Source organism: Chryseobacterium indoltheticum, assembly GCF_003815915.1.
In the GTDB taxonomy this organism is placed as follows: domain Bacteria; phylum Bacteroidota; class Bacteroidia; order Flavobacteriales; family Weeksellaceae; genus Chryseobacterium; species Chryseobacterium indoltheticum.
The window spans coordinates 1,824,691-1,839,170 of the sequence record NZ_CP033929.1 but is presented as its reverse complement, the minus strand read 5'-3'; the positions used below and the strand labels follow the sequence as shown (position 1 = coordinate 1,839,170).

General features: G+C 34.7%; 12 protein-coding genes. 6 read left to right on the top strand and 6 right to left on the bottom strand.

The window, feature by feature from the left end; all coding sequences use genetic code 11:
- Positions 1-302: 302 nt before the first annotated feature.
- The 3 genes from EG358_RS08695 to EG358_RS08685 form a co-directional block, all read right to left on the bottom strand.
- Complete coding sequence (locus EG358_RS08695; protein ID WP_076561690.1) at positions 303-1,019, bottom strand: DedA family protein; 717 nt, start codon at positions 1,017-1,019, stop codon at positions 303-305.
- A gap of 87 nt (positions 1,020-1,106) precedes the next feature.
- Positions 1,107-2,219: a peptide chain release factor 2 gene (prfB, locus tag EG358_RS08690; RefSeq protein WP_076561689.1), complete on the bottom strand. Its 1,113-nt coding sequence runs from the start codon at positions 2,217-2,219 to the stop codon at positions 1,107-1,109.
- A 95-nt stretch (positions 2,220-2,314) separates the two neighbouring features.
- Complete coding sequence (locus tag EG358_RS08685; protein WP_076561688.1) at positions 2,315-3,664, bottom strand: AAA family ATPase; 1,350 nt, start codon at positions 3,662-3,664, stop codon at positions 2,315-2,317.
- A gap of 204 nt (positions 3,665-3,868) precedes the next feature.
- On the opposite strand from EG358_RS08685, the gene EG358_RS08680 reads away from it, so the two are divergent.
- Both EG358_RS08680 and EG358_RS08675 read left to right on the top strand, forming a co-directional pair.
- On the top strand, positions 3,869-4,771 hold the full coding sequence (locus tag EG358_RS08680; protein WP_076561687.1) for an ABC transporter ATP-binding protein: 903 nt from the start codon (positions 3,869-3,871) through the stop codon (positions 4,769-4,771).
- Between the two features lie 2 nt (positions 4,772-4,773).
- Entirely contained in the window at positions 4,774-5,619 is an 846-nt protein-coding gene (locus EG358_RS08675) for an ABC transporter permease (RefSeq protein ID WP_076561686.1), read from the top strand.
- Positions 5,620-5,786: 167 nt separating this feature from the next.
- On the opposite strand, the gene pruA is transcribed toward EG358_RS08675, so the two are convergent.
- The 3 genes from pruA to EG358_RS08655 form a co-directional block, all read right to left on the bottom strand.
- Positions 5,787-7,412 carry an L-glutamate gamma-semialdehyde dehydrogenase gene (pruA, locus tag EG358_RS08670; protein WP_076561685.1) on the bottom strand — a complete coding sequence of 542 codons (1,626 nt, stop codon included), beginning with the start codon at positions 7,410-7,412 and terminating at the stop codon, positions 5,787-5,789.
- A 183-nt stretch (positions 7,413-7,595) separates the two neighbouring features.
- On the bottom strand, positions 7,596-8,699 hold the full coding sequence (locus tag EG358_RS08665; RefSeq protein WP_076561684.1) for a DNA topoisomerase IB: 1,104 nt from the start codon (positions 8,697-8,699) through the stop codon (positions 7,596-7,598).
- Between the two features lie 202 nt (positions 8,700-8,901).
- Positions 8,902-9,444 carry a DUF6526 family protein gene (locus EG358_RS08655; protein ID WP_228421425.1) on the bottom strand — a complete coding sequence of 181 codons (543 nt, stop codon included), beginning with the start codon at positions 9,442-9,444 and terminating at the stop codon, positions 8,902-8,904.
- Positions 9,445-9,552: 108 nt separating this feature from the next.
- Here EG358_RS08655 and EG358_RS08650 point away from each other — a divergent pair, with 108 nt between their 5' ends.
- The 4 genes from EG358_RS08650 to mnmE all read left to right on the top strand — a co-directional run bounded on the left by EG358_RS08650 (position 9,553) and on the right by mnmE (position 14,326).
- The gene (locus tag EG358_RS08650; protein WP_076561682.1) at positions 9,553-11,322 is read left to right on the top strand and encodes an aminopeptidase P family protein; all 1,770 of its coding nucleotides are present in this window, start codon (positions 9,553-9,555) and stop codon (positions 11,320-11,322) included.
- 330 nt (positions 11,323-11,652) lie between these two features.
- A complete protein-coding gene (locus tag EG358_RS08645) occupies positions 11,653-12,219 on the top strand; it encodes a Crp/Fnr family transcriptional regulator (protein ID WP_076561681.1) in 567 nt (188 codons plus the stop codon).
- A 76-nt stretch (positions 12,220-12,295) separates the two neighbouring features.
- Positions 12,296-12,874: an NAD(P)H-dependent oxidoreductase gene (locus EG358_RS08640; protein WP_076561680.1), complete on the top strand. Its 579-nt coding sequence runs from the start codon at positions 12,296-12,298 to the stop codon at positions 12,872-12,874.
- A gap of 66 nt (positions 12,875-12,940) precedes the next feature.
- Positions 12,941-14,326, top strand: coding sequence for a tRNA uridine-5-carboxymethylaminomethyl(34) synthesis GTPase MnmE (mnmE, locus tag EG358_RS08635; protein WP_076561679.1), 1,386 nt, complete (start codon positions 12,941-12,943; stop codon positions 14,324-14,326).
- The last annotated feature ends 154 nt before the right edge of the window (positions 14,327-14,480 follow it).

Here is a 14,480-nt window from a genome sequence, read left to right as displayed (position 1 = left end):
TTGATACTTGACAAAAATATTTAACCGCAAAAAAATCAAAAGAAATGATTAGAAAAGTAGAAATTCAAAAGGTGACAAAATATGAAAAACCTGAGTTATCAATTGTTTTGCAAACTTTCTGAATAACTTAAGCTTGGTAAAATCTTTCTTTTCTCTCGCTGGTTATGCAGATTTCGTAGATAATTTGTAATAAAATCTGCCCAATCTATAGAATCTTTACACTAAAAAATTATAGTACGTTTTTTAGAAGCAAAAAAATAACCTGCAATTTGTTGCAGGTTATTTTCTATATTTTAAATTGATTATTTTTCTTTGTCAATCAAATCATCCAAAACTTCGTCTTCCAGTTTCGGGTTTCCTTTTGGCGCTCCAAACATAAATTTCAGAACCACAGGAACAGTCGTAATTAAAACAATTACAATAATAATAAACTCTAGTTTTTCTTTCAGATTGATTCCGAATTGATCAAGGAATAATTTGTCTAAGTAATGTCCAGCAAAAATTAAACTGAAAGACCAAAGAACACCCCCTATAATATTATCACGAAGGAAAGATTTTTTGTCCATCTTTACGATTCCTGCTACGATGGGCATAAAAGTTCTTACCACGGGTAAAAATCTAGCCATAATAATTGCTAAAGCTCCGTTTTTTTCAAAAAAATCGTGTGCCTGATAAAGGTATTTTTTCTTGAAAAGCATCGTATCTTTTTTCTTGTATAGAGCCGGACCGGTTTTGCTTCCAAACCAATACCCTACCTGATTACCTACAATCGCCGCAAAAGCTACAGCACCCGCCAAGATTGTGGTATCTAAAAAGTCACTTCCCGTAGAACCGAATGTTTGAGAAATAATGTCTACCGCATAAATTCCGGAAACAAATAGCAGTGAATCTCCCGGAAGGAAAAACCCTACAAACAATCCTGTTTCGGCAAATATTATAAATAATATAACCCAAAACCCACCCATGTTTATATAAAACTCGGGGTTTAATAAATCTCTCCAGCTATTGAATTCTTCCATATGTAATGATGATGAACAAAAATAAGCTTAATAAAATTATGCTGAAAATATATTAGCATATTTTAACAAAAATGTAAACATGATTTTTTATAGATCAAAATCATCGTCTGAAACTGCCGTTCCGTCAGCCATCAGAAACGCTTTAAGGAAAGGCGTAAGATTTCCGTTCATCACGGCATCTACATCTGATGTCTCATGACCAGACCGCACATCCTTTACCAGTTTGTAAGGGTGCATCACATAATTTCGGATCTGACTTCCCCACTCTATTTTCATTTTGTTGGCTTCAATTTCGGTACGGGCTTTCAGACGTTCCTCCAATTCCATTTCATATAATCTGGATTTCAAAAGCTGCATCGCTTTTTCTTTATTCTGAAGCTGAGAACGAGATTCTGAGTTTTCAATGATAATTCCTGTTGGTGCGTGACGAAGACGAACAGCCGTTTCTACCTTGTTTACGTTTTGTCCACCCGCTCCCGAACTTCGCATCGTTTCAAATGAAATGTCTGCCGGATTGATGTTGATTTCAATCGTATCATCTACCAAAGGATAAACATACACCGAAACAAAGCTGGTATGACGTTTTGCATTAGAATCAAAAGGAGAAATCCTTACCAGTCTGTGAACGCCATTTTCACCTTTAAGATAACCAAAGGCATATTCGCCGTCGATTTCCAAGGTTACAGTTTTCACACCGGCAACTTCACCTTCCTGGAAGTTCAGTTCTTTTATTTTATAGCCCTGTTTTTCAGCCCACATATTATACATCCTCATCAACATTGCAGCCCAGTCACAACTTTCTGTTCCACCTGCTCCTGCCGTTATTTGAAGTACTGCCGAAAGCTCGTCACCTTCGTTAGAAAGCATATTTTTAAACTCCAGATTCTCTATTTTCTCTAATAATTGAGGAAAAGCTTCATCCAATTCTTTTTCAGAATCAGCATCTTCTTTCGCAAACTCCAGTAAAACCTGAAGATCCTCAAACTGAGTATTGATTTCTTCGTACTCTTCTACCCATTTTTTCTTGGAACGAAGCTGCTTCAGAAAAACCTCAGCTGTTTTAGGATTATCCCAAAATTCCGGAGCTGCTGTTTTTTCGTCATCATTAGAAATCTCTATCTTCTTTTTATCAATCTGAAGATATTTATGAAGGTCTTCAATTCTGGATTGAATTTCTTTTATCTGGTCGTTATTAATCAAAACTAAAAAATTTGAATAGCAAATTTACGGATAAAATCATGAGTTTTGGTATTGCTCGTAAGTATTACTAAAACTAAATCGTTACAACACTTACATTAAACATTATCTTCGTCATTATGCATAAAACCGATTTCTCTTCTCGGAGTTTCTACAGATTGATACGTTTCCAGTTCAGATTTTAGCGCATGAATTCTCATTTGAAAATCATCAAGGTTATTGATAATGACATCATTTAAAAACTGAGCAATTTGGTTAAGGTATTCTTCAGTTAATTTTGCTGCAGCATCACGCAAAGCACCGTTCAGAAGGGTTTCATCAATTTTCAGCTTTTCGTCTTTCGTTCTTTGGTAGCGGTTTTTAATCCTCTTTTTTAAACTTTGAGTAAAATCGATCAGCATGGTATTACTGAAAACCTTCATTTTCTTAACAGTTTCGCTCCAGAAAGGAATTTTATCTGCTTTGTTGTTTTTTAGAATTTTGAAAAGCAGAGAATCTTTATCCAGATTTTTGGTCATTGAATAGAGAATAATCTCTGATCTTTCGGCAGCATTCGGCGGGAAAACAGGAATAACAACATCAAATCTTCCGGGTGCCAGAATTTCTTCGTCAATGTCTGCAACGGAATTGGCAGAACCGACCATCAACACTCCTTCACTTTCAAATTTTGAAACGTGATGCAGAATAATCTCCTGGGTTTCGAGATTGCACGAAGCCACATTATTTTCAGCATTTCTTTCCATCATAATTTCGTCAAAATCATCCAAAAAAAGCAACACTTTATCTTCTTTCATCATCGTCACCAAAAAATCATTGAAATTGGTTTGATTTCCGTCAATGAATGAGGTGCCGAGATAATGTTTTTTAACTTCTTTAAACTTATAATTAATGATTTCGGCAATTTTATTGGCCCAAAATATCTTTCCGCTTCCGGGAGGTCCGTACAAAATAATTCCTGCAGGTTTATGAATTCCCCAGTCTTTGGTTTGCTGAGGATTTAAAAACGGCTCCAAAATATCTGAAATATAAAAGAAAAGATCTCTGTAACCGATGAAATCTCTTTGCTGAAGCTTGGTTTTATTTCCAAAATAATTATAAACGAATTTGTAATTTCCACCTAACTTTTGATCAATCCCATAACTTGAAATCGAAGATCTAAACAATCCGTTATCAAAAATATTTGAAGGATTTTCTTCAATGGCTTTTTCAATTTTATCTTTAGGCTGATTGATAGTTTCTGCAATTTGGTCGACGGTTTTATTTTTGTCTAAATCTGTTTCATATAGTTTCAAAAAATCTACATTTTCACGGGCAAATTTTTCAAAATCTTCTTTTACTTCAAACTGGGTCGAAATACAATCAACCAGATCAAGATCAAAATCCTGAATAAACTGCTTGATGGATTCTGCGGAAACATTTAATTCTTTTGCAAGTTCAATTAACTTCATACAAACATCTTTTAAATCAAATTTAATGATTTTTTTGAAAGCGGTAACAAAGTTAGGAGTTAGGAGTTAGGAGTTAGGCAAAGTTAATTCATAATTCATAATTCATAATTCATAATTCATAATTCATAATTCATAACTAAAAAGTTCACTCCATTTGTAACATTTCACAAAAAAGAGAAACTCATAGTACATACAATATACTACATGGAAAAAATTTTATCAGTAAAGAATCTGACGAAAAAATTCAAGAGAGTCGTAGTCAACAATATTTCTTTTGATGTAGAAAGAGGTAATGTTTACGGCCTTTTAGGTCCTAACGGAAGCGGAAAATCTACTACCTTCGGGATGCTTCTTTCAACTATCAATCCTACAAGCGGCGACTGGTTTTGGTTTGGGCAAAAAGGAACAACTCCCGAAACGCTTAAAAAAATCGGAGCTATTATCGAGCAACCCAACTTCTATCCTTATCTAAGTGCGGAAACCAACCTGAAAATTGTTGCGGAAATTAAAGGAACTCCTTTTGCGAGAATTGATGAAGTTTTAAATACAGTTAAGCTTTTAGAAAGAAAAAAAGATACATTTAAAACCTTTTCTTTAGGCATGAAGCAACGTTTGGCAATTGCTTCGGCTTTGCTCAACAATCCTGAGGTCTTGATCTTAGATGAACCGACCAACGGCTTAGATCCTGAAGGAATTATTCAGATCAGAGAAATTATCGGAGCAATCGCAAAACAAGGAATTACCATCATTATTGCAAGTCACCTTTTAGATGAAATCGAAAAGATCTGCAGTCATGTAATTGTTTTAAAAGAAGGAAACGCCATTTATTCCGGACGAGTAGATGAAATAACCAGTAACCAAGGTTTTTTTGAATTAAAAGCTGATAATAATTCTGCTCTTTTGAGTGCTTTGGAAGAACTTCAGTGGTTTACTTCAGTTTCGGCAGAAGGTGAACTTATTAAAGCACAGGTGCGTGATGATGCATCGATTTCTGCATCAACATTAAACCAGAAACTTGCAGAAAAAGGTATTTTCCTGTCACATTTGGCTAAGAAAAAACAATCGCTTGAAAATCAATTCCTTGAACTTGTAAAAAACACTAATTAATCATGATGAAATTATTAAAATTAGAATATTATAAAAATCTGAATTATACACCGTTCAAGGTTTTTACCATTCTTTACTTTGCTATTTTGGTGATCTTTCTTTGCATTGGTTTGATTGATCTTAAACTTTTTGGTGACACCATCAATTTGAAAGAACAAGGGATGTATAACTTTCCTGAAATATGGAATTTTACGACCTGGACTGTCGCTTTACTTAAAATATTTTTAGGGCTAATTATCGTCTTTTCGATCTGTCAGGAATTCAGCAACAGAATGTTTAAGCAGAATACGATTGATGGGTTGAGCAGAGAAGAATTTATTGGTTCAAAATTATTGACGATCACTATTTTTACTTTAATTTCAACAATTATTGTATTTGCTATTACTTTGTTTTTAGGCTTACAGTACTCAACCTCCACAGAATCATCATTGGTTTACAAGGAGATGTTTTTTATTGGAAATTACTTCTTAAAGCTTTTCGCATTCTTTTGTTTCTTAATGTTTTTATCAATTCTACTAAGAAAATCTGTTTTTGTTTTCCTTGCGTTCTTTGTAATTTGGGTAGGAGAATCTATTATCGGAGGAATCGAATCTTATTCTAAATTAGCAGGCCTAAAAGCGGCTCAAAGAAATGAAGTATTGCAAAATGACTTTTTCTTCAGCAAAATTTTCCCTCTGGAAAGTATGTCCAATTTAATTCCTAATCCGATGTTGAGGCTAAATATGGCAAAAGCACTTGGTTTAAAATATGAGTTTACTTACCCGACAGAAAGCCTTATTGCTTGCCTGATTTGGTGTGTTTTATTTATTTTCGGATCTTATTTGATTCTGAAAAAAAGAGACTGGTAAAATTTATTTACATATTATTCAAAATTAAAAGTGATTCGTTTGAATCACTTTTTTTGTTTTTATCTAATACATTCTGATGCCTTAAAATAAAAAAGCCCCGAAATCGAAATTCCGAGGCTATATTATTAATGAACAACAATTACTCATTGCCCATTACTTATCATTTATTAACCAAGATATGGGTATTTATAATCTTTAGGAGAAACAAAAGTTTCTTTAATAGATCTTACAGATGTCCATCTTAGCAAGTTCATTTTAGAACCCGCTTTATCATTTGTTCCTGAAGCTCTACCTCCACCGAAAGGTTGCTGACCCACAACTGCACCGGTTGGTTTATCATTGATGTAGAAGTTTCCTGAAGCATTTTCTAACGCTTTGAAAGCCTCGTTTACAGCGTAACGATCTTGTGCAAACACAGAACCCGTCAATGAATAAGGAGAAGAAGAATCAACCACCTTTAAAGTTTCTGCCCAGTCTTTATCTTCGTAAACAAAAACAGATAAGATCGGTCCGAAAATCTCTTCAACCATACTTTCGTATTGAGGATCTGTAGTTTCTATAACTGTTGGATGTACAAACCAGCCTTTAGAATCATCAGTTTTACCACCAATTACTACATTGGCAACGCTTGAAATTCCTGCTCTGTCGATATAACCTTTGCACTTTTCGAATGAATTTTTATCGATTACCGCATTCACAAAGTTTGAAGGATCTTCAGGAGAACCTACTTTAATTGAAGCGATCTGAGTTTCCATTACTTTTTTCACATCAGCCCAAAGAGATTGAGGAATATAAGCTCTTGAAGCCGCAGAACATTTTTGTCCCTGATATTCGAAAGAACCTCTTACCAAAGCCGTTGCAACAGCTTCTACGTTTGCTGAAGGGTGAGCGATTACAAAATCTTTTCCACCTGTTTCCCCAACGATTCTTGGATATGTTCTGTAGTTATGAATATTGTCACCGATCATTTTCCACATTCCCTGGAAAACTTTTGTAGATCCTGTAAAGTGAAGTCCTGCAAAATCTCTGTGCGCCAAAACTTTATCAGCAGTTTCTTTTCCGTCCGTGAAAATCATGTTAATAACCCCTGCAGGAAGACCCGCTTCGATCAAAACATCCATAATTACTTTTGCAGAATAGATTTGCTTGTCAGAAGGCTTCCAAACCACTACGTTTCCAAGCATTGCCATGCAAGTCGGCAAGTTTCCTGAAATTGCTGTAAAGTTGAAAGGCGTTACTGCAAAACAGAATCCTTCCAATGGTCTGTACTCTACTCTGTTCCAGATTCCTGCGTCAGAAACCGGCTGCTCAGAATACATTTCTGTCATAAATTCTACGTTGAATCTTAAGAAATCGATGAATTCACAAGCTGCATCAATTTCAGTCTGATGAACATTTTTAGACTGCCCGATCATTGTCGCTGCATTAATAACGTCTCTATAAGGTCCTGCCAAAAGATCAGCTGCTTTTAAGAAAATCGCTGCACGGTGCTCCCATCCTAGCTCATTCCACTGTTTTTTTGCTGCTAAAGCAGAGTTGATGGCATCATCTACATGCTGCATCGTTCCTTTATGATAAAAACCGAAATCGTGAGCGTGATCCTGCGGAGACTGAAGCTGAACAGTATCGCCTGTTTTCACTTCTTTACCATTGATGATCATTGGGATTTCTATCTTTTCTGCCCACATTTTTTTGTAAGTTGCAAGAAGAGATTTTACTTCTGCTGATCCCGGTACATACGAAGTTACCGGCTCATTTACTGCAAATGGTACTTGCGAAATTGCTTTTGACATATGAGTTGTATTGTTTAATTTTTGCTTTGTTACAAATTTACAACATTTAAAATTTATTTTGAATAATTGTCAAAGGTGAATTTTTCTTTGCAAGTGAAGTGTGGATTTTAAATGATTCAAGCTAAAATTTTAGCAAAAGAAATAGACAAGGAAAAGCGAATTGTTCTTTCACAATTCACTTTCTCACATCTTTTCGTTCTCCAGAATTTTTAAAATTAATTTTTCCTCGTGAGTTAAGCCAGCTTTTCCGTCATTTTCTTCGATAACCTCTAGCTCATCAAGGTATTTTTTGATGGTATTATTTTCGTATAAATTTATTACTAGTGGGTGTACATAGTATTTCCGACAAACTGTATTTGTATTTCCAAGATGCTCAGCAACAATATCTAATGCAGCTTTCACTTTCTTTTTATATTGAGAATTATTTTCGGCATAGCCTATTTCTTTAAATGCAATTAAGGCATTTACCGTTCCCGACCAGGTTCTGAAATCTTTGGCTGTAAAATCTTCGCCGCTGATTTCTTTGATGTAATCATTTACCATTCCCGAATCTACAGAATGTCTTTTTCCGTCGTCATCAATATACTGAAACAGCTCCTTTCCGGGAATTTCTTTGCATTTCATAATTAATTTTGCCAATCTTTTGCTTTTAAGATTGACGTTATGCATTACTCCTTTTTTACCTTTAAATGAAAAATTGATTTTCTGCCCATTTACCTTTACATGTTTTCCCTTCAATGTGGTCAATCCGAAAGAACCATATAGCTTTTCGTAAATGCTATTACCAATTCTGATATTGGTACGCTGCATTAAACTGACAATCAAAGCCATAATTTTTCGCTTTTCAAAATTTCTTAAAGCAAGGTCTTTTTCAAGTTGCAGTCGAATTTCCGGTAAAGCATACCCAAACTGCAGCATTCTGTAAAATTTGGTCTGATTTCGCAAAGCACTCCAAAGTGCATGATATCTGTATTGCTTTCTTTTTCTTGCATCAAATCCTGTTGCCTGAAGATGACCGTTATCTAAAGCGCATATCCAGACATTCTCCCAAGCCGGAGGAATGACTAAACTATTAATACGCGTAATCTCTTCTTTGTCTTTAATTTTTTCACCATCTTTAAAGTAAAGGTATTTTTTGCCTCTTTTTCTACGAATAATTCCGGCAGTTTCTGCGTCTGTGGTGTAAATAAGATTCACCGCCTTTGCAGAAGCTACCGGATCTTTCATAATTTTTACAATCTTCGATGGCTTAAGATGAGAAATAATATCTAAGTCTGATTGTTCCATAAAAGTTGGTTAAGAGTTTCTACCCCGCGAAAAAAGCCATAACAGAAGTGCAACGACTCCGACAACCAGAATTATCCCCCACCACATTCCTGCTTTAAAGATTGTTTCTACTGCCTCGCAGCTTGTAAGAAGCATCAAGCTAAAAATAGCCATGCTGTATAAAGTCCACTTTTTCATAGTAATATAATTTAGGTTAATTATTTTAAATCCGATGGTGATCTGCTCGCCATTTTTTAATTGACTTTTTGATCTGATCACCTGACATTTTTTCGTTTAAAGCTTTATATAAAAGTTCTTTAAATTCTTCATCATAAGCAAATCTTAAAGCAGCGATCTGTCCGAAATTCAGTTTTTCTTCAACTTCATCTGATCTTGTGTTGAACAGTTCAAAATATCTTTGCTTAAATTCCAGTCTCACGATGCGGTTTTGTAGTCCCAATGCATAATGTTGACGCACCATTAAAGCTAAATAGAGAATTAAAAATATAAGAACCGAAAAAAGTATCCATGCCAGTTGATTCACTGATTCATTAAATATTTTATAAATTCCAAAAATTTCAGCTATCAACAACAATGGCAAATAAATGAAGTGATGCGGCGGATAAAATTTTCTGTGGTTATTATAGTTTTGCGTTCCCATGTTGCCGATACTGCAATAATCTTTCCAAAAAGTTAATTTTTTTATGATTTGAGTTTGATGTGGTACCTGAATACTGTTGTTTTTCCCGTAACTCATTAAAAACATTCATTAAATATGATTTTAAATTATAGTCAACAATCAAGAATATTTTTGATTAAAACGCTTCAAAACTGCATTTTTTCGTAACTTCACGTCTTTAAAATTGATAGAAAAATGACTTCAAAGGAAAAAGTAGCTGCGCTTCGTGAAGAAATGCAAAAAAATAATGTTGATGCATTTATAGTATATTCTGCAGATCCTCACATGAGCGAATATTTACCTGAAGAATGGCAGGAAAGAGCCTGGCTTTCGGGTTTTCTTGGTTCCGCAGGTTTTGTGGTAATTACTAAAGATAAAGCCGGACTTTGGACCGACGGAAGATATTTCACACAGGCTCCAATCGAATTGGCAGGCTCAGGAATAGATCTTTTCAAAGACGGAATGGAAGGAACGCCAAATTATATTGACTGGATTATATCTGAAATTCCTGCAAACGGAAAAGTGGCAGTCAATGCATTGGCAACTTCACATTCAAACTGGGAACTTTTATACCAGAAACTGAACGCCAGAAATTTAACCCTGGTTGATTCTCCTTTATTAAAAGCAGTTTGGAAAGAAAGAGGAACTCCTTCAAAAAACCCGATTTTCGTGCATCCATTAGACAGAGCCGGAAAATCTGTGACAGATAAAATCTCTGCAATTCGTCAAAAAATGGAAGAGCAGGAAGTTACCGTTCATGTGATTTCAAGTCTTGATGATGTTGCCTGGACGTTGAACTTAAGAGGAAGTGATGTAGAAAGCAATCCTGTGTTTTTAGGATATATTTTAATCACTAAAAATGATGCAATTCTGTTTACCGACCTTGAAAAAATGGAGGTTGAAGCCAGAAAACAAATGGATGAATCATTCGTAAAAATGATGCCGTACGAAGAATTCAACAATCATTTAAGAACCATCAAAAATGAAAAAGTTTTAGTTTCACCAAACAGCAACCAATCTATTTTTGAAGCTTTAAAAATTGATAATGAATTTGTGAAAGCTGCTGTTCCCGGAAATATTATGAAGGCTCAGAAAAATGAAACTGAGCTTGAAGGTTTCAGAAAAGTAATGGTAAGAGATGGTGTTGCGATGGTAAAATTCCTTTACTGGTTAACGCATAATGCCGGAAAAGAAACCATGAACGAATATTCTATTGGTAAAAAGCTGAGAGAATTCCGTGCTGCAGGAGAAAATTTTGTGGGTGAAAGTTTCGGAAGTATCGTTGGGTATAAAGACAACGGTGCCATGATGCACTATTCCGCAAAAAGCGAAGGCAGTAAGGAAGTAACCAATGACGCAAGTATTTTAGTTGATTCGGGAGGTCAATATTTAGAAGGAACAACAGATATTACAAGAACTTTAGCTTTAGGAGCTGTTTCTGAAGAATTTAAAACCAATTCTACTTTAGTTTTACAAGGAATGATTCGTTTATCGATGGTGAAGTTTCCAAAAGGAACAAGAGGAGTTCAGCTTGATGCGATCGCAAGACTTCCTTTGTGGATGCATGGAAAAGACTACAATCACGGAACAGGCCACGGAGTTGGAAGCTTTATGAATGTACATGAAGGTCCGCAAAATATCAGAAAAGATATGAATCCGCAGGAACTTTTGGTTGGGATGGTTGTTTCAAACGAACCTGGATATTATGTGGAAGGAGAATACGGAATCCGTCATGAAAATCTTATTGCCATAAAAGAATCAGAAACCACAGGATCCGGGACTTTTTATGAGTTTGAAACTTTAACGTTCTGCCCGTTCTTTAAAGATACCATCGTAAAAGAAATTCTTTCTGAGGAAGAAATCACTTGGCTTAATGCTTATCATAAAACATGTGAAGAAAAATTGGCTCCTCATTTGGAAGGTGAAGTAAAAGATTGGTTTTTATCACTTGTAAGCCCAATTTAAGGTTATTAATAATATTTTAATTGTTAATTGTTAATATAAGATTTAATATTTTTTAATTAATATAAATAGTCATCCTGCAACAGATTTTGCAGGATGATTTTGTTTTACACAACCGTATTTTTACGGTTTTTTTTATGAGGTAAATCCTGAAAAACAATTAATTCTTATCCTCTATTTTTGTGCAGGCAAAAGGAAAGCAAAACCAATCACATTTATATATAAAAACTAATATCCTTTAACGTCATCTCTATTTAATAGGGGTGATGTTTTTATTTTACTGTAAAATATTTAAGTAATTTTGTTACGACTAAAAACAAATTTATTTACAAAATGATTCAGCAGTTTTTTCACAATTTTAATCTGTTTTCAAAAAATGAAATAGAGCATCTTTCGACTCTTTTTAGTGAAATAAAATTATCACAAAATGATTTTTTTGTAAAAGAAGGTGAGAAATGTAAAGAAATTGCTTTTATACACTCAGGAATATTCAGATCTTTTTATACTTCAGATGAGGGAAAAGACAATACGTATTGTTTTAGATTCCCCAATGATTTGATGGCTTCTTATTCTTCATTTATTTCAGACAAACCAAGCATAGAAAACATGCAGGCCATTTCAGATGCTACTCTATTGGTTATTAAGAAAGAAAAAATTCAGGAACTTGCCTCTGAAAATTCTAAATGGAGTGAATTTCTCAGAATGATTGCCGAACAGGAATATCTGGAACTTGAAAAACGTTTTTTCCAGCTTCAACGGGACACCGCCGCACAGAGATATGATTTTTTAATTGAAAATCAACCGAATTATATTCAGCAAATTCCCTTGCAACATTTAGCATCTTATCTAGGCATTACCCAAAGACATCTGAGCCGTATCAGGAAAGAAATTTCTTTTTAGACATTTGTCCTATTCATTGATATGCATCATGTATAGTTTTGTAACAAAGAATAAAGGTATTCAAATACAATACATCATGAAAAAAATTGCATTAATCAACGGACACCCAAATCATGAATCGTTCAATTTCGCTTTAGCTGAAGCTTATAAAAAAGGAGTCGAAAATTCGGGAGCCGAAATAAAGGAAATTATTATCCGAGATCTTGATTTTAATCCTAATCTCCAGTTTGGCTACCAAAAAAGAATGGATTTGGAACCTGATCTACTGAAAGCATGGGAAATTATACAATGGGCAGATCATCTGGTTTGGGTACATCCGGTTTGGTGGGGCGGACTTCCTTCCATTACAAAAGGTTTTATCGACCGTCTTTTTCTTCCCGGTTTCGCATTTAAATATCGTGAAAACTCGGTTTGGTGGGATAAATTTTTAACAGGCAAAACTGCACATATCATCACAACAATAGATCAACCAGGCTGGTATTACAGAATGTTTTATGGAAGACCGAGTATCAATCAACTCAAAAAATCTACTTTAGAATTTTGCGGTGTAAAGCCTGTGAAGGTTACTTATATTGGAATCATTAAAAACTCAAAAGAAGAGCAACGTCAAAAGTGGATTGAAAAAGTGTATTCATTAGGCCGGAAGCTTAAATAATTGAGGCAAAAAATCTGTTTTCAGATTAGAATTAAAAATTTTCATATAAAACCGTAAATTTGCAAAATGAATCATGACACTATCTGCGCACTTGCCACAGCCAACGGAATCGGAGCCATCGGAATTATCAGAATTTCGGGTGATGATGCAATTCCTGTTTCAGCAAAAATTTTTGACGGTAAAAACCTTGAAAAAGCACAATCGCACACTGTTCATTACGGTTTTATAAAAGATGGTGATGAGGTAATTGATGAAGTGATGATCTCTGTTTTTAAAGCTCCAAAAACTTTTACCGCAGAAGATTCTGTAGAAATTTCATTTCACGGTTCGCCACATATTGCTAAGAAAATTCTTGAAGTTCTCATTAAAAATGGGGCAAGAATTGCTAAAGCCGGTGAATTTACCATGCGTGCTTTTATGAACGGAAGAATTGATCTAAGTCAGGCTGAATCGATTGCCGATTTGATTGCTTCAGAAAATGAGGCATCAAGAAAAGTAGCATTAAACCAGCTAAAAGGCGGAATTACCAACGAAATTTCGTTTTTAAGAACCGATTTATTAAATTTTGTTTCTTTAATTGAATTGGAACTCGATTTTGCTGAAGAAGACGTTGAATTTGCAGACAGGACTGCCCTGAATCAATTACTTGATAAAATTGAAGCAAAATTAAATTCTCTTATTGAAAGCTTTCAATACGGAAATGCCATTAAAAACGGAACTGCCGTTGCCATTATCGGAAAACCAAACGCCGGGAAATCAACTCTTCTGAACGCTTTATTGAAAGAGGAAAGAGCAATTGTAAGCAACATTGCCGGAACAACGAGAGATACCATTGAAGAAATTCTTCACATAAAAGGTCATGCATTCAGATTAATTGACACTGCCGGTCTGCGTGAAACAGTTGATGAAATCGAAGCTATCGGTGTAAAAAAAGCAAAAGAGAAAGTAGAAAACGCAAATATTCTGGTTTACCTGGCCGATGCTGCAACAGAAAACTTTTCTGAAGACATCGAAATGATAAAATCATTACAAAGAGATGATTTAAAACTCATCATCTGCGCCACGAAAATAGATGAAGTTTCTCCTGCCCAATATGAGCTGGTGGAAAATATTTTCAGAAAAGAAATTTCGCAAGATTTCGATTTCATCACCATTTCGGCTGTTGAAAATCAAAATATGCAAGATTTAAAAAATGAATTATCATCTTATGTAGAGCAGCTAAAATCGGAAGAAAGTAATGTGGTAATCACTAACCAACGACACTTTGAAGCCTTAGGAAAATCCTTAGACGCCGTAAACAAAGTGAAGGAAGCGATTACTTTCCAAATTTCAACAGAACTTTTAGCTTATGAACTAAGAAATGCTTTGGAACATCTTGGTGAAATTTCAGGCGAAGTAACGAATGATGAGGTTTTGGGAAATATTTTTTCTAAGTTTTGTATCGGCAAATAAATACACTTTCTTTTACTTTCCTATTTATTCTTTTACTTGATTTACAGTAATTTACGTAAATTTTGTTTTTTCTTATTAAGCTTTATTTTCTATATTTGTACACCATATGTACACCTTTGTACACCTCAAAAGAGTCAAGGTGTACAAAGGTGTA

Coding starts and splice junctions, on each gene's coding strand:
- EG358_RS08695 (WP_076561690.1), bottom strand. CDS start 1,019: ATGGAAGAATTCAATAGCTGGAGAGATTTATTAAACCCCGAGTTTTAT.
- pruA (WP_076561685.1), bottom strand. CDS start 7,412: ATGTCAAAAGCAATTTCGCAAGTACCATTTGCAGTAAATGAGCCGGTA.
- EG358_RS08665 (WP_076561684.1), bottom strand. CDS start 8,699: ATGGAACAATCAGACTTAGATATTATTTCTCATCTTAAGCCATCGAAG.
- EG358_RS08640 (WP_076561680.1), top strand. CDS start 12,296: ATGAAAAAAATTGCATTAATCAACGGACACCCAAATCATGAATCGTTC.
- EG358_RS08650 (WP_076561682.1), top strand. CDS start 9,553: ATGACTTCAAAGGAAAAAGTAGCTGCGCTTCGTGAAGAAATGCAAAAA.
- EG358_RS08680 (WP_076561687.1), top strand. CDS start 3,869: ATGGAAAAAATTTTATCAGTAAAGAATCTGACGAAAAAATTCAAGAGA.
- EG358_RS08645 (WP_076561681.1), top strand. CDS start 11,653: ATGATTCAGCAGTTTTTTCACAATTTTAATCTGTTTTCAAAAAATGAA.
- EG358_RS08685 (WP_076561688.1), bottom strand. CDS start 3,664: ATGAAGTTAATTGAACTTGCAAAAGAATTAAATGTTTCCGCAGAATCC.
- mnmE (WP_076561679.1), top strand. CDS start 12,941: ATGAATCATGACACTATCTGCGCACTTGCCACAGCCAACGGAATCGGA.
- EG358_RS08655 (WP_228421425.1), bottom strand. CDS start 9,444: ATGTTTTTAATGAGTTACGGGAAAAACAACAGTATTCAGGTACCACAT.
- EG358_RS08675 (WP_076561686.1), top strand. CDS start 4,774: ATGATGAAATTATTAAAATTAGAATATTATAAAAATCTGAATTATACA.